Here is an 18,473-nt window from a genome sequence, read left to right as displayed (position 1 = left end):
GATTACAATAAAAATGTAAACGCCACCAAACTTAAAGGGGGAGACAATTTGTCCAAGAAAATGTTTCGTTTATGGCTGGCAGCAAGTTTATTGATTTTTCTACTTGTGTTAAGCGGATGCTCGGGTGCTAAAGAAAAAGCGAGTTCTGGTTCTTCTGATTCTGATACGACTGAAATAACGTTAGGGTTTTATTCTTCAGGAAGTGCCGATGACAAAATGAATGAGTTGATTAAGAAGTTTGAGAAGCAGCATCCAGATATTAAGGTGAAAACTCAAAATGCTCCCTACCAGCAATTTTTTCAGAAGCTGGATACCCAAATTGCCGGAGGAAATGCTCCTGATGTCTGGCTGTCGGACGGGGTGTTCGTTCAGAAATATGCAGAACGCGGGGCGGCCAAAGACTTAACGGATTGGATTAATAAAGACCTCAATAAAGATGACTATTACGGATTGGATTTTAATAAAGATTCAGATGGGAAATATTGGGCTGTTCCCCAGGGCATTCAAATTGGAGCGCTTTTTTACAACAAGGATATGTTCGATAAAGCAGGTGTAGACTACCCGGATGAGAATTGGACATGGGAAGACCTGAAGAAAGCTGGTGCTAAATTAACTTTAGATACCAGTGGGAAGACAGCAGACGAATCTGGGTTTAAAACGAATAGTGTGAAGCAATACGGGCTTACCTTTTTCAATATTACAGAAGGATGGATGCCTGTACTGAAGTCTTATGGCGGAGGAGTTCTTGACGAAGATTTGCGTAATTCAATAGTGGACTCACCTGAGAATAAGGAAGCCGTCAATTATATCGTCGATGGAATGGACCGAGGTATTTTCACAGATCCATCAGATTTACAGGCTTTCCAAAGTCCCATGTCTCCGTTCCCGAGCCAAACAGCTGCAATGAGGATAGGCATCTATGCAAGAGCATTAGCCGCTAACGAAACAGGAGTGAACTATGATGTAACCGTGCTTCCTAAAGGCCCGGACGGTAAACGTTTCTCACCAGTAATCGCTAATTCCTGGATTATAAGCAATAGTACATCGGATGCCAAAGCTAAAGCTGCATGGGAATGGATTAAGTACTGGGTATCAAACGATGAAGTACAGAAGGAATGGGCTGCTTTAGGTGAAGCCGTACCTGTGAAAAAATCAGTAGCAAATTCTGATCTGTTTTTAAATTCTGGCGAAAAACCGGAAAATAAACAAGCTTTTCTTGATAGCTTTGATTTCGCAGGAACATTGGATGTTAACGCGGTGTGGTCCGAATGGGTGAAAAAATTCGGGGATAATATTGATCGTGCATTTCTCAATGAGACCAGCGTGGATAAAGCTTTGAAAGAGGCAGACAAAGAAGTTCAAAAAGTGTTAGACGAATTCTATCAAAATAAGTAACTGAGAGTGTGTGGTGATTATGGATAGAACAAACAAATCTAAACAAAAACGCAATAGAACGTTCAGACTGAGTAATGAAGGGAAGTGGGGAATCCTTATGATTTCCCCTTACCTGATTCACTTTATAGTATTTATTGCTTTCACGTTGCTAGCATCCTTATATTTTAGTTTTTCTAAGTACGATATGCTGAACAGTCCCGAGTGGATTGGCCTGGATAATTACCATAAGCTGATTCAGGATCCGGTTTTCTGGAAGTCATTTTGGAATACCATCTACTTCACTGTGCTATTTGTGCCGACTCAGACGATTCTTGCCTTGATCTTAGCAGTGGCATTAAATCAGCAGCTGAAAGGCTTAAAGTTTTATCGAATGGCACACTTTATACCGGTCATTTCTTCCTGGACAGTAGTCCTTTATGTAGCAGATGCCATTTTCAATCCTCGATTTGGTTTAGCGAATGATATTCTGCTAAAACTCGGATTGCAGCCTCAGCAATGGTTGAATGATGAAAAGCTGGTCATTCCCGTGCTTGTTCTGGTCGCCGTATGGAAAGGGATCGGCTATATGATGGTCATCTTCTTGGCTGGTCTGCAAAATGTTCCCGAAGACCTTTATGAAGCCGCCGATATTGAAGGAGCTGGTGTGCTGAAAAAGTTCAGGCATGTAACGATTCCACTGATTTCAGCTACAACTTTTCTCGTTTTAGTTTTAAGTACGATCACTACTTTCCAGGCGTTTGAACAAATTTATGTAATGACAGGCAATTCAGGTGATATTACTGCAGCGGGCGGTCCCAATAACGCAAGTATGGTATTAATGCTGTATTTATTCCAGCAGGGATTTGCTTTTCTCAAAATGGGTTATGCATCAGCCATTGCGTGGGTTTTATTTATCATGCTGTTTCTCATCACTTTAATTCAAGTGAAATTACAGAACAAATGGGTTCATTATGAAAAGTGAGGGTGAATTGAAGGCAGAGGTGTATAGGTAATGAAAAAAAATGCTAATAGAAAACGAAAGCTTGTAAGCTATATCATTATTACGATCAGTGCGATATTAATGCTTACTCCTTTTGTAACGGCAGCTTTGAATTCATTAAAAACATATACGCAGTATACGGCGATTCCGGTCGAGTGGGTTCCTAACCCGTTTCGCTGGCAGAATTATTTAGACGTGTGGAAGATGACTGATTTTGCTCAGTATGGATTAAATAGTTTAATCGTTACGGTACTATCAGTTGTTGGCGCCTTATTGTCGTGTTCGATGGTGGCTTATGCTTTTGCTCGCTTAGATTTTCCATTTAAACATTCCTTATTTTTGATGGTTCTAGGCACGTTAATGATTCCTCCTGTTGTCATGATTATTCCTCAATTTATCATTTTTAAAAATATGGGTTTTTTAGATACCCTTGTTCCTTTATGGATTTTAGAGTGGCTGGCTCAGCCATTTGGAATATTTCTGATGCGGCAAGCCTTCTTGACGATACCCAAAGAATATGAAGAAGCGGCTAAATTAGACGGATGTTCTCCGTTTCAAACTTACTGGAGAATCTTCCTGCCAATGTGTAAACCCCAGCTTGCTACATTAACCATTTTTACTTTTATGACGAAGTGGAATGAAATTATGGCTCCTGTGATCTATTTATCTTCAGAGGATAAATTCACTTTGCCGATTGGAGTACTTTCTATGTCGGGTGCTTGGTTTGGCAAGGAACAATATTTGGTAGCAGCTGCATTAATGACACTCGTGCCGATCTTAGTCGTCTTCCTATTTACAGAGAAATTTTTTGTGAAAGGAGCAAGTTCCTCAGGCCTGAAGTAATCAATACGGTTGATAGGATGTGGGAATGTGAGCTTTAATTTACTAGTGATTGGCAGAGGAGACACCATAAAAAAGGTAAACACTGCCGGAAGAGAATATAAACAGTTAAACCTAGTTTCCATTCAACACAATGAACTACAAAGTAAATTAATAAAAAACATTCAATGGAGAAATTTTGACGGTGTTTTCTATACAGAACCTGTTCCAATTTCTTTACATGTTTCTTTAATTAAGACAACTGGCGATCTTCCAGTATTTAAATTGCAGTTTTCGGTAACGGCTTTATACGCAGGTCTATTAAAATACTTCTACGAATGCAGCGAGACTCCGATGTCTTATCCCATAAGTGTGGATTTTTTCGGAGAAGAGTCAATGAAAGCGCAAATAGAAGATGAGGGAATGGGGCGCTATCTTGCGATGTATATGTGCGATATTTATCAAACCCCGCCTGAGAGGCTGATCGATCATCATACAGAGTTATGGGAAATGGGTAAAGTCCAAGGCGTACTGACGGGGCACGAGGAAGTCTATCGAAGGTTGAGAGAGAAGGACATCAAGACTTGGCTGCTTACCCCATCCCTTCCTTGTATTGAAGAGGCGTTAATCAAGGTACAGTCAGCTCTTAACCATTTGCAGAATGCATCTCCAGAACTTCCTTTCCGTGTTGAAGATTTTGCCTCATTAGCAGAACTGAAGCGGATCGGTGTAAGCGGGGCGACTCTTCACAAACTTCATTCCCTATGCCAGGCAAAAGGGACGAACCGATTAACAACAGCTGAACTGGCAAGAGGATTCTCGATCACTATGAGAAGTGCCCGCAGAATTCTTACCACACTAGAAGAGCATAAAGTAGCGGCAGTGATAGGGGAGGAACAGCTTCATAACAGAGGACGTCCCCGCTATGTGTACGATATTAACTTCGACTATTTTAAGCAGTCCTTGTGTTCGTTTCCGGCTTTAGGCTGAGAAGGAGGAGAGAAGTGAATCGCTTTCTAATCAATACGGTTTTATTGGAAAGAAATCGCTGGGAAACACATCGAACCCCTTCGATCCTTGTCAGCGAATGGTTGGAACGGTTTAAGGAAGATGGTTTCGATGGACTGGAGCTGTGGGAGAATCACGTAATAAAAGCACAGAAGGAAGAAGTCCAACTCTTGAAGAAGAGTCCGTTCAAGGTTGATACTTATAACTCTTATGTGCGATTTGAAGATGGATACGAAGAAGAACGAGAGTCCTCTGCTAATATGATCAGAGAGCTGCAGGTTAATAAGGTAAAATTTAATTTAGGAAGCAAACCAGATCTAGAAGAACGTTATTTGGAAAATCTTCAGATATGGAAAAGAGATTTGCCTGCGGGCTGCCGTCTGCTGTGCGAATGCCACCCGGGAACGATCATGGAAGATCCATTCGAGGTGGCGCGAATTTATGATGAGCTAGGAAGCAGCCAGTTTGAGGCGATTGTTCACCCGTTTAATGAACAGCAGGATCTGAAGCGTTGGTTCGATTGTCTAGGGAGCACCGTCACTCATGCGCACGTTAGTTTATACAAGAGTCAGTCGTTTCATCATTTAGCAGACGAAGAAGAGTTCGTGAAGAAGCGGGCAGCAATATTAAGGAACCAGAAGTTTGCTGGAACGTATTCAATGGAATTCGCAAAAGGTACTTCCTGCCCCAATGAGAATCAGGAGGTAGTTTACAACAACGCTTTACAGGACCGCCATTATTTACAGAATTTATTGCGAACTTAATGGATGATGGATCGTGTCGAGGGAGAGATCAGAATGTGGAAAGCAGCTTTAATTGGAGCGGGGATCATCGCCAAAGAACATATCGAAGCTCTGGAAAAAAGGACAGATCTAAGAGTGGTGGCTATTGCTGATATTGTTAAAGAAAAACTTACAAATTATCCTTTCCGCAAGTATCTGAATTATAAGGAAATGATCCTCAATGAGTCTCCTGATATCGTGATTATCAGTTTACCTCATTTTCTGCATAAAGAAGCGGCCTTATTCTGCGCTTCTCAAGGCTGTCACATATTACTTGAAAAACCAATGGCACTTAATACTGCAGAGTGCAGGGAGATCATCACTGCTGCAGAACATTACAACATTCAGCTTCTAGTGGGGCATATTCAACACTATTTTACAGAAAATATGGTAGCGAAAGAAATCATTCGTAAGGAAGAACTTGGAAAGGTTTTGATGGTTAAAGAAGAGAGACATATGAATTATTTTGTTTCGGAACGACCGGACTGGTTTTTGGATCGATCTAAATCAGGCGGGGGAGTAATGATGAACATAGGTGTTCATTCAATAGATAAGCTTCAGTGGATGCTTTCGACTCGTTTTTCTAAAGTACTGGCTAATTTGACTTTTGAATCTGGCACGCATTCAGATATTGAGGGGAGCGGGATAGTATATTTGCAAACAGCCGAAGGAATTCCAGCAACTATCCTGATTTCTGGTTATCAAGGCGTCCCGCGAAATAGTACAGAGTTCATTTGTGCCAAAGGAATGCTTAAAGTAGAAACCGGGAAAGGAGTTTGGAAAAGCGTGGATGGGGATTACGAAAGGGTGATCTCTCCTGAAGCATTCTCTCCTTTTTCCAGTCAGCTAACTGAATTAACGGATGCGATTGAAGGGAAGGCAGAGCTCGAGAATTCCAGCTGGTATGGTCAATCAGTAATAAAAGTAGTTGAAGCAATCTATCAATCTCATAATTGCGGCGAAGTTATCGAATTAAGTTAAGGAAGGAGGGTGTTATGAAACTCTTTTTACAGGGCGATTTAGATGGCCTGCAGCCGGGGATAGAGGAATTGGAGAAAGAGTATGCATTTTGTATTTCTAAGCAAGGGTTACTGATTAAAATCGAGCAATGGAAAAAAGAGAGAATTGAAGTCTCTCTAACTCATCAGGGAGGATTTATCGGATTTAAAGAGAAAATCCATTTCTTTAGAGCTCTCGGTCTGCTGCTTGAGCATGCAAGAGAGAAGTCTACTTTTCACTTGTGCGAGCATCCCCAATTTATTTTAAATGGCGCAATGCTGGATTGTTCGCGAAACGCGGTCCTCAAACCAGACCAAATCCACCGGCTAATGAGAAAAATGGCAATAATGGGGCTAAATCTCGTCATGCTCTACATGGAGGATACCTACGAGCTGGCAGCCCAGCCTTATTTCGGTTATAAACGGGGGAGATATACGCAAGAGGAATTATTGCACATTGACGAGTATGCCGATCAATTTGGCATAGAGGTCATACCGGCCATTCAGACGTTAGCTCATCTTTCCAATTTCCTGCGCTGGAGCAGCTCTCAGCGATTTAAGGATACAGATGATATTTTACTTGCAGGATCCAAGGATACCAGTGAACTCATTAACCAAATGCTCCTTTCCGCTACTCAGCCTTTTCGTTCGAAACGTGTTCATATTGGAATGGATGAAGCTCACTTTCTTGGAAGAGGGGAATTTCTTAATCAGCATGGATTTTCTTCTGCTTATTCCATCATGAGCTCTCACTTGAACCAAGTTTATCAAATGGCCAAATCGTTAGAATTAAGGCCGATGATGTGGAGTGATATGTATTTTCGGATGGCCTCATCCACGGGGAGTTATTACGATGACCAAGCTGTGATTCCACAAGCGGTCTTGAACGATATTCCAAAAGACATGCAGTATGTATACTGGGATTATTATCATGAAGATGAAGACTTCTATCAGGAATTCCTTCAAAAACATCAACAATTTGGCAGCGATCCTATTTTTGCTGGAGGTTTATGGACGTGGAATGGCAATTCTGTTCACTATCAGAAAGCCTTTCGAACCACTCATCCTGCATTAATGGCATGCAAGAAAGCAGGAGTGAAAGAAGTTATCGCGACACTTTGGGGAGATGACGGGGCAGAAACTGATCCATTTACGAGTCTTTTAGGACTTCAGCTGTATGCAGAGCACGGATATTCCTTGGAAGTAACCGACGATAAGTTGAGCAAACGATTTCGATTTTGTTCAGGAGCAGAGATGAGCTCTTTTCTCCAATTGGGAGAATTAGATCTTCCACCTGGTTCGGGAGACAGTCAGCTGGAGCCGGCCAATCCTGCTAAGTATCTATTATGGCAAGACCCATTGACCGGCCTATTTGATCATCATCTGGATGACGTTTCTCTTAACCATTATTACAAAGACTTGCACCAATCCTTACAAATAAGTGGGGCGCAAGCTGGAGAATGGAAATCGCTTTTTCAAGTTCCTGCTGCTCTTTGCGAGGTATTAAGTATAAAAAGTGAATTAGGATGCAGAATTAGGAAATTTTATCGGGAAAAAGACCGAACCAGTCTCCATTCTTTGATGAAAGACGAGTTTCCGCTTCTCCTAGAAAAAATCAATCATCTTAAATGGGCTCACTACTCGCAATGGATGGAGAGAAACAAGCCGTTTGGATGGGAGATCTTAGATATTCGCTATGGAGGGTTACGGTCAAGAGTAGAGACGGCGATCCATAGACTCACGCAATATTTAGAAGGAACCCTCACAGCCCTCCCTGAGCTGGAAGAAAAATCACTGGACTATGGTGAACCAGGTGCGATCTCTCCTTATCTAAGATGCAATCAATACAAAGACATTATTTCCGCCAATCCTATTTGAAGAATACTTCAGTCCATCTAAGTCTGAGGAACGCAACAACCCAGAACCACTAGTTGCAAGTGGTTCTGGGCTGTTGTTTAATTCTATTTAATCTTCCATGCTGTTTCCTATGACTGCTCCATTTCAGCCGAAGCTAAGTCATCGGGAGAAGCCTTTTTAATGAATAAAGATAAAAGGAAACCTGCGGCTGCCACACCGAATGCGACTAGATAAACGAGCTCTACGCCAGAAACTAAAGACTGAGTCATAGTTTGAGCGGAGGAAGGGTCCTCAGCATGGGCTAAGTAGCTGTCCTGTTTTGAAGTCATGATGCTGATAAATACGGAAACCCCGATGGCACCAGAAACAGGCTGCAAGGTATTCATAATCGCTGTTCCATGGGGATAAAGTTTCTTAGGCAGCTGATTCAGTCCGTTCGTTTGAGCAGGCATCATAATGGCAGATATCGAGAACATTAGGAAAATGTAGGTAACTACAATATGCCAAATGGGAGTATTCACTCCTACCTGGCTGAGCGAAAACATCGTTCCCATTAAAATGAACGCAGCAGGTATTATTAATTTTCTCGGACCAAATTTATCAAAAAGCTTTCCCATGACAGGTGAAAGAAGTCCGTTGAGTAGACTTCCAGGGAGAAGAATAAGACCGGCGGCTGCTGCTGATAAAGCTAGCGGACCTTGCATATACATAGGCAGGATAATCTCAGAAGAAAACATCGACATCATAATGATAATAAATAATCCTACCGATAAAGCGAACATCGGGTACTTGAAAACTCGCACATCGAGCAGGGGTTCTTCCAGTCTAAGCTGTCTGCGTGTGAAGAAGATCAGACTAATGACTCCTGCGATGATCAAACTGTACACTTGAGGTTCGAGAAATCCTGCATTTCCTTCCCCTGCAAAACTAAACCCTAATACTACCCCGCCGAATCCGATCGTGGACAGAACGATAGAAAGAACATCCGTTTTCGGCTTGGTGACTTCTCCCACATTTTTAAGAAACTTATATCCGAATCCAATTGAAAACAAAGCAAAAGGAATAACGGTAATAAATAGAAAACGCCAGCCCAGGTGTTCTACAATAATTCCAGATAGGGTAGGACCGATTGCTGGGGCAAACATGATAACAAGTCCAATCATTCCCATCACTGAACCTCTTCGCTCAGGTGGAAAGATTAATAAGAAGGTATTGAAAATAATCGGAATCAATAACCCTGTTCCTACGGCCTGTAGTAGCCTTCCGGCAAGGAGGATTCCAAAACCCGGAGCCAGGGAGCAAATAAGAGTACCCACTGTGAAAATGGACATCGTCCCGAGGAACATTTGCCTTGTGGTAAAGGATTGGATAAGTAATGCAGAAATCGGTATAAGAATCCCCATCACCAGCATAAATCCAGTAGCCATCCACTGAACGACAGGCGGAGATACATCGAATTGATCCATTAATGTAGTAAGGGCAATATTAAGCAATGTTTCATTTAGAATAGCAAAGAACGCCCCAATAATGAGTGAAATCATTACAGGCATAACGCTGAAATCTGGATCTTCCGCAAGAAACTCATAGGATTTCTTGTTGTCTTTTTCGTCCATTGCGGCCACCTCCTTTAGTCAATAGTTTGTAACTATCGCAAGTATTTATTATAACGGATGAGAGGAGGCGGGTATAGGATGAAGTTTGTTAAACTTCAGCTTACATTTCTTCAGGAGTTTCAATCCCTAGAAGGGACAACCCTTCTTTAAGGACAATACTAAAACAAAAGATGAGAGTAAGGCGCTGATTTAAATGGTCTTCAGCTAATATTCTCTTGGATGCATAATATTGGTTAAATGATTTGGCCGTATCGAGTAAATATTTAGCTAATTTAGACGGATCATAGGATGAGTAGGCTTGTTTAACAGTTTCCGGGAACAAACGGAGCTGTTTGATCAATGGCCAGGCATCTTCATCATTTAAAGAGGCAGCAGCGTTCTTTAACTCAAATGTTCCTTTATTTAGAATGGAACAAGTCCGAACATAGGCGTATTGCAGATAAGGGGCCGTATTCCCTTCAAAGGTAAGCATGTCATCCAGTGAAAATTCCACATCATTACGGCGATCGTGTTTTAAGTCATGGAAAATGACCGCACCAACGCCCACTTGTTTTGTTGTTTCTTCCTTATTATTAAGGGAAGGATTTTTGGCTTCAATATTGGATTGTGCTTGCGCAACTGCTTCTTCAAGTGCTTGTTTCAGAAGCACAGTTTTGCCTTGTCTGGTGGACATTTTCTTCCCACCCTGAAGCATCATTCCAAAGGATATGTGCTTCACAGAATCCGCCCAGGTAAATCCCATTTTACTTAAGACGTGCTTCACTTGCTGAAAGTGTAACGACTGTTCATGTCCTACGACATATAGAGCTTCATCAAACTGGTAATTCTGATAACGATCCACGGCTGCGGTAAGGTCTCGTGTAGCATAAATAGAAGTCCCATTGCTTTTCTTTATTAAACATGGAGGCATTCCTTCTTCATCCAGCCGTACAACCTGGGCTCCCTCAGATTCGGTGAGCAGGTCTTTCTCTATTAGAAGCTGAATAGTTTCTTCCATCTTATCGTTATAGTAAGCTTCTCCACGGGTGAGATCAAAAGAAACCCCGAGAAGCCGATAGATGTTTTCAAACTCTTCTAGAGATTCCTCCTTAAACCATTTCCACAGCTTCACAGCTTCTTCATCTTGGTTCTCGAGTTTCTTAAACCATTCTCTCCCTTCTCCAATTAGACGTGGATCTTCTTTAGCTTCATTATGAAACTGAACATAAATTCTCGTAAGCTCAGTTAATGGATCAGCTTTGACTAATTCCTCCTTGCCCCAGCGCTTATAGGCTGCCAGAAGCTTGCCAAATTGAGTTCCGTAATCACCGATATAGTTGATTTTCACTGTAGTATAACCGGATTTCTCAGCAAGATTTGCCAGGGCATTGCCGATCACTGTGGAACGGAGGTGGCCCATGGAAAACGGCTTCGCGATATTAGGGGCAGACATATCGAGTACCACAGTTTTATTTTTGCCATTTGTATTACTGCCGTAGCTGCTCTTTTCCGAAAGGATTTGTTTCAATGTGTGCTCTGCTATAAAGGTTTGATTTAGAAATATGTTTAGATAGCCTCCTGCTGTCTGTACTTTTTCGATCGTTTCATGTTTGAGCCGGGAAGCTAATTCCTCAGCAATCGCAGCCGGGGATTTTCGCAGTATTTTGCTAAGTTGAAAACATGGGAAAGCAATATCTCCATGGTCGGATTGCTTTGGTGTTTCGAGAAGGTTGTAAACCCACTCACGGTCATACTCCTCACCAAGGAGATGAGAAAGCTGCAGGGCGATTAAGTGTTTTTCCATTAGTGATCCTCCTTTAAGGAATGAAACTGAATGCATGTTGAAAAATAAAACAAAAAAACCTCGTCTCCATGAAGAGACGAGGTTTGTGCTCGCGGTACCACTCTAATAGCTGTAAACAGCCACTCGATAGTTGATAACGGGGGTCACCCCGGCCATCCTTACTAGTTATTTTCAGGATCGCTTCTCAAAAGTCCGGTTCACTTATTAGTCTGCTGTTCAGGCTTCCACCGTCCCTGATTCGCTGTGCGCTTTCTAAAAAGTTACTCTCTTTTTCCTAGAAATTAAGTATTGTTCAGATTATAGCTAATGGTGATAAGGAATGCAACTGTTTCTACGGTTTCTTGTAAATATAAATGCAGGAGCTAGACAAATCATGAGGAACCCTTGCTTTCTTAGCAGCAGACCAGTCAGGAAGATGGAAGGTATTGGACACAAGTGTGAATTTTCGGTGGCTATGAATTTTCAAAGATAATTTCCTCATAGCTCCTGGATAAAGGTAGGTATACAGGAAATCATGAGAGGTAAGGTCTAATTTGAAAAAATCCTTCCTTATTATATACACATTTCTATAGCGGAATAGTAGTTTCCGAAGAAGTAGAATCATCCAGGGGAACCAGGACATCTCGTAGGCCGTAATTTTTGCATTAGGAAATTGTCTGGCATAACTAAATGTCATTGCCCCAAATCCTGCCCCGAGTTCAGCTATAGAGTCTGGTGTATGGGGAGACGAAATTTCAAAGATTTTTTTTCTGGCAGCTGCGGAAGTTGGTGTTGGAGTGATCCCTGTGGCTATAGTGCCAATAACAAGCATAAGGAGTATAAAAATGATGAGAATAAGAGCAATGATTATGAACATAGCAGACACCTCTTTCTTCCATTGTAATAGATACGGGCAGAATTGAAGAAGAATATCTAAATCGCTGTTATAATAATTTTGAATTTAAGTGAGGTGAATGAATTGAAGAAAGCAGAAACAATGGAAGATATACAGTCCTTTATCCATTCTCATAAACTAGCACTTCTCTATATCCCAGACCGGCTGTTCAGTGTGTCACAGTTTACTGCCTCAGATTGAGGAAATATTAATAGAATACCCTAACGTGAAGACTATTCAAGCAGATGCTGCTGAGATTCGTGAAGTTGCCGGAGCGTTTTCCGTCTTCACTGCCCCTGTAGTTTTGGTATTTGCGGAAGGAAAGGAATGGTTCCGCAGAGCACGTTTTGTCCCAATGGGTGAATTACAACAGGAACTAACCAAATTAAATCATTTACTTAATGAATGAGTAAAGGAAATTTTAAAGACAAAAGAATAGTCTTCATTAGAAACCCGGACCATTTATATTCCTTTGGTTCGGGTTTTCTCTTTCTGGCTTTAAATGAGAGTTCTTTGTCTGCCTGCATAGTCGTCTATTTTAACGCTTGAAGCCCTTCGTTGATAGTTTTTTGAAAATTTGACCTTTTCCTTCAAATGGGCATTATCCAGTTTTTCTCAAAAATTCAACCTCCATATAACTCCGTGAGAGCGAATTATTCCCGATGAGAGACGATGAATATCAAATACCTTCGAGTGAAACCGTTTACACTGACTAATTGGCGTTTATAGACATGACTTGCTAAAAACCCCTTGAATAAGTATTTGCGAGTGTTATGATGAAAAACGTCATAAAGAAAGCGAACAAAAAACGCGAACAAATAAACGAACGGGAGAGATGAACTCATATGATCAAACAAACGATTGCTTTTCTAGGTGCAGGTTCTATGGCGGAAGCAATGATTTCCGGAATGGTCGAGTCTGGAAATATCCCTGCAGAACAAATTATTGTTACTAACCGAAGTAATCAAGAAAGGTTAAATGAGATTCACAATAAATACGGTGTACGTACAGTTCTAAAAGATCAATTAGATTACTCAGAAGTTGATCAATTTATCCTGGCAATGAAGCCAAAAGATATTGAAGCTGTACTGGAAGATATAAAAATTAAAATTGAACCAAATCAAGTACTTGTATCTGTACTTGCTGGTATTTCTACTTCTTATATGGAAGATCGTCTGAATGACGGTCAGCAGGTTATTCGAGTAATGCCGAATACTTCAAGCATGTTAAGAGAGTCTGCAACAGCTATTTCTCCAGGCCGGCATGCGGCTATGGACCAAGTGATGGTAGCTAAAGAGCTGCTGCAATCAATTGGCCGCGTATTCGTAATTGATGAAGAGAACATGGATGTCTTTACGGGCATCGCTGGAAGCGGACCTGCTTATTTCTATAACTTAATGGAGCACATCGAAGATACAGGTAACCAAGAAGGATTAGATCGCGAAACTATTCGTGAAATTGGTGCGCAGACGTTATTAGGTGCAGCGAAAATGCTACTAGAACGTGACGAAAGCCCAACTGAACTTCGTAAAAAAGTTACTTCTCCAAACGGCACAACCGCAGCTGGTCTTGATGCTTTAGATCAAAATGGCGGCGGTCAAGCTATTTCCGAAGCTATAAAAGGAGCAGCCAGCCGTTCTGAAGAACTAAGAATGGAATTGGAAGGAATGCTAGTCGGTAGTAAATAAATGAGAAAAACATCCAAGGTAAATTCGAGAAAATATAACCAAAAACGTCTTAATAGGAGTGATATGTTGACTAAAGAAAACAAGCGTGTAGTAATTAAAATAGGTAGTAGTTCATTAACAAGTATGCATGGAGAAATCAGCCGTCGTAAATTAGAAAAGTTAGTAGACGAAGTTGTCCGGTTAAAAGATGACGGTCACGAAGTCTTACTCGTTTCATCAGGTGCAGTTGCTGCCGGCTATCGTAAGCTAGGCTGCTTAACACGTCCAAGTACTTTACCTGAAAAGCAAGCTGCTGCTTCTATTGGTCAAGGGTTATTGATGGAGTCTTACTCCGATCTGTTCTTATCCCACGGCTATATGGATTCCCAGATTTTAATTACCCGCAGTGACTTCTCTGATGAGAACCGCTACAACAATGCACGTAATACAATCAACGTATTACTTGAACGCGGAATTATTCCAATAGTAAATGAAAATGATACCATTACCATTGATCGTTTGAAGTTTGGCGATAATGATACACTTTCAGCGAAAGTAGCTGGACTTGTCGATGCAGACAAACTGATCATTCTATCAGATATAGACGGATTGTATGACGCAGATCCTAGAAAAGATAAAGATGCCAAGCTGCTTGACCGTGTACACGAAATTACACCTGAAATTGAAGATGCAGCTGGGGATCCAGGAAGTGATGTTGGAACAGGCGGCATGAAATCAAAAATTGACGCTTTCAAAATTGCTATGGCATCCGGGATCAACTCTTTCCTTGGTAAAGCTGGAACTGAAAATATTGTCTATGACGCTGTTTATCACAATGCAACAGGGACGTATTTTGAATCTAAACCTGAAAATGAAAACTTAGATCAGAAGAAACAATGGATCGCCTTTAATTCTGGTCCAGAAGGTGAAGTAATCATTGATCACCGTGCCAAAGAAAGCATTGTAGAAATGAAGAACAGCCTTCTGCCAATGAACGTTCACCATGTAAAAGGACGCTTTAAATCTGGATCAGTCGTCCGTATTCATGACTTGAATGGAGAAGAAATTGGTCTTGGTGTCGTAAATTATTCATCAGAAAAACTGAAAGAGATGATCAGCCTGACTGAACCAGAGCTGGAATCTTACGAGAAAGCTGCAGTAGAACGTAAAGATTTCGTTTGCCACTTAGAAGTTTCTATGCCCGTAGGTGTTTAAAATACTCAAGGAGGTCTTTGATGACACAAATCAAAAGTAATGTAAACGTTGAGCAACAAGCGATTGAGGCAAAAAAAGCTGCTAAAAAGCTGTTAATTCTTTCTGAAGAAGACAAGAACGAAGCTTTAAATCACTTGGCTGACGTACTTGAACGTGAATTTGAAACCATTTTAAAAGCGAATGAAAAAGATCTGGAAAATGGACGCGAGAAAGGTTTCTCTCAAGCGTTTATGGATCGTTTGTCCTTATCGCAAGAAAGAATAAAGGATTTCTCTAATGGTCTTCGCGAGGTCTCAGAACTGAACGATCCAACAGGGGACGTAATTTCTGATTGGACTCTTGAAAATGGTCTGCAAGTTCAGAAAGTCACTGTACCCCTTGGTGTTATTGGCATGATTTATGAAGCCCGTCCGAATGTGACCGTTGATGCCACAGGACTTGCGCTGAAGTCAGGCAATGCGATTATCTTAAAAGGTGGATCCTCCGCGATTAATTCCAACCAGGCTATTGTAGATGTTATCCATCAGGGTCTGGAAGAAACTAAGATTCCGAAAGAGGCCGTGCAGTTTATTGCCTCTACGGATCGTGAAGCAACGAAACAATTGTTTACTATGAAAGAACACGTAGACGTATTGATTCCTCGCGGTGGCGGTAAGCTTATCAAAGCAGTTGTAGAAAATGCGACTGTTCCTGTTCTTGAAACAGGTGTAGGAAATTGCCACATTTATGTAGATAAAGAAGCTGACGTCGAAAAAGCGATTAATATAATGGTCAATGCAAAAACAGACCGCCCGGCGGTGTGTAATGCTGCAGAGACGCTAATCGTTCATAAAGATTGGCTGGACGAAAATATAGATGCCTTGAACAAAGCCTTTCAGGAAAATGGTATTCAAGTGCATGGAGATGAGCATGCAATCAGTGTGATACCAAATGCTGTTCCTGCTGCTCACGAAGATTGGGCAAATGAATATTTAAGCACAGACATCGCTGTGAAAACAGTAGAAGATCTAACGGATGCGATTGCCCATATCGAAACGTATGGTACCAAACACTCTGAGGCGATCGTTACAGAGAATCAGGAAAATGCACAAACATTCTTGAATCTGGTGGACGCTGCTGCGATTTATCACAATGCTTCCACTCGTTTCACTGACGGTGGTGCCCTTGGCTTCGGTGCAGAGATTGGTATCTCTACTCAGAAGTTACATGCTCGCGGACCAATGGGACTGCCTGCACTAACTACGATTAAGTTCCTTATGAAGGGAACTGGACAGATTCGATAAATGCTTAGTTTGCTCCCTCTATACTTAGAGGGGGCTTTTTATTTGTAATCTTTCCTTAAAAAATACAGGATCAAAGAGAAAAGAATTTAAACAATACGCATGGCAGCTTGATTGATGGGCAGAAATGAATTACTATTTCTATGACAGCATTGAATTCTAACAAAGGTTTACAGGAGGTAACTATGAACGATTTATTGCAATTAAAGGATAAATATGTAGTGATAATGGGGGTAGCAAATTCTAGAAGTATTGCTTGGGGCGTAGCAAGATCCCTTCATGAAGCTGGAGCAAAGCTTATCTTTACATATCGAAAAGAGAGGTCTTTAAAGAAACTTAACAAACTATTAGAAGAGCAGGGCGTTCAAGCTGAACTGGTCCTCCCATGTGATGTGAATGAGGATGAGAGTATAGAGCAGACCTTTAAACAGATTGGAGAAGAAGTGGGATCTATTTACGGAGTCGTACACTCTATTGCATTTGCGCATGCGGAAGACCTCAAAGGGGACTTTATTGATACCTCCAGAAGTGGTTTTGCTTATGCACAGGATACTAGCGCTTATTCGCTGGTGGCTGTTACAAAAGCAGCACGGCCACTGATGACAGAAGGCGGAGCGATCCTTGCCATGAGTTATTTAGGAGCTGAGCGTGTAGTCGGAGGATATAATGTGATGGGTGTTGCCAAAGCTTCCCTTGAAGCCTCTGTAAAATACTTAGCTTCTGAGGTCGGACAAAGTGGCATCCGTGTGAATGCTATTTCTGCCGGAGCTATTCGCACGCTGTCCGCAAAAGGCGTTGGATCATTCAACACAATTCTTCATGAGATAGAAGAAAAGTCACCGCTTAGAAAAAATGTTACACAGGAAGAAGTCGGTGATATGAGTATGGCTATGCTAAGCCATCTATCCCGCGGAGTTACCGGGGAAATTGTTTATGTGGATTCTGGTTACAACATATTAGGTTAAGAACGATGCCGTCTCATATTAAGTGAGGCGGTTTTTTTAGTAGAATGTGTGGTTCCTTATTACTAAAAAGCTCCCTTTTCTTGAAGACTCAGGTTCGAGACATTTCAGTCCGTTGCCATATCAAGACTGGGGTTGGATGGGAAATAACTCGCTTTCCTGCGGGGGAACTGGCAAGCCTCCTCAGTCGTTATCACTCCTTGTGGGATCTCGCCTAGCTCCTTCTCCCGCGGGAGTCTCGCTATTTCCCACCCAACCCCTTTGTGTATAAAGTGAACGGATATTTTCAACCGAAGGAAATTTGTCGCTCTACCTTTCTACATGAAATTTAGCAGCAATTAATGCTTTACATGCTCCTTTTTTAACTTAAGCGGATATGGAGCAGATTTCGAGAGCCAAAATACAGCAAGGGGCGGAGGAGAACGCGGAGACGCATGACAGGTGAGACCCCGGAAGACGAAGTCCGAGGAGGCTCAGCGCATGCCCGCGGAAAGTGTTCAAATGTGGAATCGCCCTGGTAGACACGACCAGCATAAGCCGACCATCAAAAGGAAGGCGATTTTCCCTTCCTTTGATGAGCGGCTTATGTCTCGAGTGTCTGGGCGATGGAACTAGACGAGCCGTTCCCCGCAGCCTCTAGATTCTCATCAAAAGTCTCGAAATCGAGTCTTACACAATCCTGTACTATACTTAAAGACTTGGTTTCAGATTAATGGCATCAATAGAACAGATTAAAAAGAATTTATCCGTTATAACTCTTTCGAACTTGAATAGATTGAATTAACAAACCTGTTGTTCATTAAATTGATAGAACTTGCACCTGTTCTATTGCAGAGACTATGGTACTCTTAAGGGGACTTAACAAAACAATGATGAACTCAATAGAAATTTCAAGGAGGAATTCAATGAATCATCCATCTGTAAAACGGTTTCGAATTGCCGGTCTCATTGAGGGTGGTTCGCTGCTGTTTTTACTATTTATTGCTATGCCGTTAAAGTATTTTGCCGGCCTGCCAGAAGTGGTCACCGTAGTTGGCTCAATTCATGGTTTTCTATTTATCACTTATTTAGGATTTATAGCTTATACCACCTATAAAATCCGCTGGTCTCTTATCTGGGTACTGGGAGCCTTTATCGTGGCCTTTATTCCGTTTGGTAATATTTGGCTCGATCAGCGTGTTAAAAGAAATTTTGCATAAAAAAAAGCGAGACACTCTTTAATAGAGTACTCGCTTTTTTTT

General features: G+C 41.6%; 16 protein-coding genes and 1 other annotated feature. Of the genes, 13 read left to right on the top strand and 3 right to left on the bottom strand.

Going from position 1 to position 18,473, the window contains the following annotated elements:
• The first annotated feature begins 48 nt into the window (after positions 1 to 48).
• The 7 genes from Q7A53_RS08115 to Q7A53_RS08085 are packed head-to-tail and all read left to right on the top strand — an operon-like array spanning position 49 to position 7,859.
• The gene (locus tag Q7A53_RS08115) at positions 49 to 1,395 is read left to right on the top strand and encodes an ABC transporter substrate-binding protein (RefSeq protein ID WP_411788645.1); all 1,347 of its coding nucleotides are present in this window, start codon (positions 49 to 51) and stop codon (positions 1,393 to 1,395) included.
• 19 nt (positions 1,396 to 1,414) lie between these two features.
• Entirely contained in the window at positions 1,415 to 2,356 is a 942-nt protein-coding gene (locus Q7A53_RS08110; protein ID WP_411788644.1) for a carbohydrate ABC transporter permease, read from the top strand.
• Positions 2,357 to 2,386: 30 nt separating this feature from the next.
• Complete coding sequence (locus Q7A53_RS08105; RefSeq protein ID WP_411788643.1) at positions 2,387 to 3,217, top strand: carbohydrate ABC transporter permease; 831 nt, start codon at positions 2,387 to 2,389, stop codon at positions 3,215 to 3,217.
• Positions 3,218 to 3,244: 27 nt separating this feature from the next.
• Positions 3,245 to 4,183 carry a hypothetical protein gene (locus Q7A53_RS08100; protein WP_411788642.1) on the top strand — a complete coding sequence of 313 codons (939 nt, stop codon included), beginning with the start codon at positions 3,245 to 3,247 and terminating at the stop codon, positions 4,181 to 4,183.
• Between the two features lie 14 nt (positions 4,184 to 4,197).
• The gene (locus Q7A53_RS08095) at positions 4,198 to 4,965 is read left to right on the top strand and encodes a sugar phosphate isomerase/epimerase family protein (RefSeq protein WP_411788641.1); all 768 of its coding nucleotides are present in this window, start codon (positions 4,198 to 4,200) and stop codon (positions 4,963 to 4,965) included.
• A 33-nt stretch (positions 4,966 to 4,998) separates the two neighbouring features.
• A complete protein-coding gene (locus Q7A53_RS08090) occupies positions 4,999 to 5,964 on the top strand; it encodes a Gfo/Idh/MocA family protein (protein ID WP_411788640.1) in 966 nt (321 codons plus the stop codon).
• A 14-nt stretch (positions 5,965 to 5,978) separates the two neighbouring features.
• Entirely contained in the window at positions 5,979 to 7,859 is a 1,881-nt protein-coding gene (locus Q7A53_RS08085; RefSeq protein ID WP_411788639.1) for a beta-N-acetylhexosaminidase, read from the top strand.
• A 107-nt stretch (positions 7,860 to 7,966) separates the two neighbouring features.
• Here the strand turns inward: Q7A53_RS08085 and Q7A53_RS08080 are convergent, their stop codons facing one another.
• From Q7A53_RS08080 to Q7A53_RS08070, 3 genes are all read right to left on the bottom strand, one after another.
• On the bottom strand, positions 7,967 to 9,451 hold the full coding sequence (locus Q7A53_RS08080; protein WP_411788638.1) for an MDR family MFS transporter: 1,485 nt from the start codon (positions 9,449 to 9,451) through the stop codon (positions 7,967 to 7,969).
• Between the two features lie 100 nt (positions 9,452 to 9,551).
• The gene (gene argS, locus Q7A53_RS08075; RefSeq protein WP_411788637.1) at positions 9,552 to 11,234 is read right to left on the bottom strand and encodes an arginine--tRNA ligase; all 1,683 of its coding nucleotides are present in this window, start codon (positions 11,232 to 11,234) and stop codon (positions 9,552 to 9,554) included.
• Positions 11,235 to 11,303: 69 nt separating this feature from the next.
• Positions 11,304 to 11,519 (bottom strand) — a binding site (T-box leader).
• 46 nt (positions 11,520 to 11,565) lie between these two features.
• The gene (locus tag Q7A53_RS08070; RefSeq protein WP_411788636.1) at positions 11,566 to 12,090 is read right to left on the bottom strand and encodes an rRNA adenine N-6-methyltransferase family protein; all 525 of its coding nucleotides are present in this window, start codon (positions 12,088 to 12,090) and stop codon (positions 11,566 to 11,568) included.
• A gap of 244 nt (positions 12,091 to 12,334) precedes the next feature.
• Here Q7A53_RS08070 and Q7A53_RS08065 point away from each other — a divergent pair, with 244 nt between their 5' ends.
• From Q7A53_RS08065 to Q7A53_RS08040, 6 genes are all read left to right on the top strand, one after another.
• The gene (locus tag Q7A53_RS08065; protein ID WP_411788635.1) at positions 12,335 to 12,517 is read left to right on the top strand and encodes a YbbN family protein; all 183 of its coding nucleotides are present in this window, start codon (positions 12,335 to 12,337) and stop codon (positions 12,515 to 12,517) included.
• Between the two features lie 436 nt (positions 12,518 to 12,953).
• Entirely contained in the window at positions 12,954 to 13,796 is an 843-nt protein-coding gene (proC, locus tag Q7A53_RS08060; RefSeq protein WP_411788634.1) for a pyrroline-5-carboxylate reductase, read from the top strand.
• A gap of 63 nt (positions 13,797 to 13,859) precedes the next feature.
• Positions 13,860 to 14,990, top strand: a complete 1,131-nt coding sequence (gene proB, locus Q7A53_RS08055) for a glutamate 5-kinase (RefSeq protein ID WP_411788633.1) — start codon at positions 13,860 to 13,862, stop codon at positions 14,988 to 14,990.
• A 20-nt stretch (positions 14,991 to 15,010) separates the two neighbouring features.
• The gene (locus Q7A53_RS08050) at positions 15,011 to 16,273 is read left to right on the top strand and encodes a glutamate-5-semialdehyde dehydrogenase (protein ID WP_411788632.1); all 1,263 of its coding nucleotides are present in this window, start codon (positions 15,011 to 15,013) and stop codon (positions 16,271 to 16,273) included.
• A 182-nt stretch (positions 16,274 to 16,455) separates the two neighbouring features.
• Positions 16,456 to 17,235: an enoyl-ACP reductase FabI gene (fabI, locus tag Q7A53_RS08045; protein WP_411788631.1), complete on the top strand. Its 780-nt coding sequence runs from the start codon at positions 16,456 to 16,458 to the stop codon at positions 17,233 to 17,235.
• Positions 17,236 to 18,137: 902 nt separating this feature from the next.
• Positions 18,138 to 18,431: a DUF3817 domain-containing protein gene (locus Q7A53_RS08040; RefSeq protein ID WP_411788630.1), complete on the top strand. Its 294-nt coding sequence runs from the start codon at positions 18,138 to 18,140 to the stop codon at positions 18,429 to 18,431.
• Positions 18,432 to 18,473 lie beyond the last annotated feature (42 nt).

Origin of the sequence: Halobacillus rhizosphaerae (assembly GCF_046719735.1) — a bacterium.
Classification (GTDB): Bacteria; Bacillota; Bacilli; order Bacillales; family Halobacillaceae; genus Halobacillus_B; species Halobacillus_B rhizosphaerae.
This window is presented reverse-complemented; position numbering and strand designations above follow the sequence as displayed.

Coding starts and splice junctions, on each gene's coding strand:
- argS (WP_411788637.1), bottom strand. CDS start 11,234: ATGGAAAAACACTTAATCGCCCTGCAGCTTTCTCATCTCCTTGGTGAG.
- Q7A53_RS08085 (WP_411788639.1), top strand. CDS start 5,979: ATGAAACTCTTTTTACAGGGCGATTTAGATGGCCTGCAGCCGGGGATA.
- Q7A53_RS08080 (WP_411788638.1), bottom strand. CDS start 9,451: ATGGACGAAAAAGACAACAAGAAATCCTATGAGTTTCTTGCGGAAGAT.
- fabI (WP_411788631.1), top strand. CDS start 16,456: ATGAACGATTTATTGCAATTAAAGGATAAATATGTAGTGATAATGGGG.
- Q7A53_RS08090 (WP_411788640.1), top strand. CDS start 4,999: ATGTGGAAAGCAGCTTTAATTGGAGCGGGGATCATCGCCAAAGAACAT.
- Q7A53_RS08070 (WP_411788636.1), bottom strand. CDS start 12,090: ATGTTCATAATCATTGCTCTTATTCTCATCATTTTTATACTCCTTATG.
- Q7A53_RS08105 (WP_411788643.1), top strand. CDS start 2,387: ATGAAAAAAAATGCTAATAGAAAACGAAAGCTTGTAAGCTATATCATT.
- proB (WP_411788633.1), top strand. CDS start 13,860: ATGTTGACTAAAGAAAACAAGCGTGTAGTAATTAAAATAGGTAGTAGT.
- Q7A53_RS08110 (WP_411788644.1), top strand. CDS start 1,415: ATGGATAGAACAAACAAATCTAAACAAAAACGCAATAGAACGTTCAGA.
- Q7A53_RS08050 (WP_411788632.1), top strand. CDS start 15,011: ATGACACAAATCAAAAGTAATGTAAACGTTGAGCAACAAGCGATTGAG.
- Q7A53_RS08040 (WP_411788630.1), top strand. CDS start 18,138: ATGAATCATCCATCTGTAAAACGGTTTCGAATTGCCGGTCTCATTGAG.
- proC (WP_411788634.1), top strand. CDS start 12,954: ATGATCAAACAAACGATTGCTTTTCTAGGTGCAGGTTCTATGGCGGAA.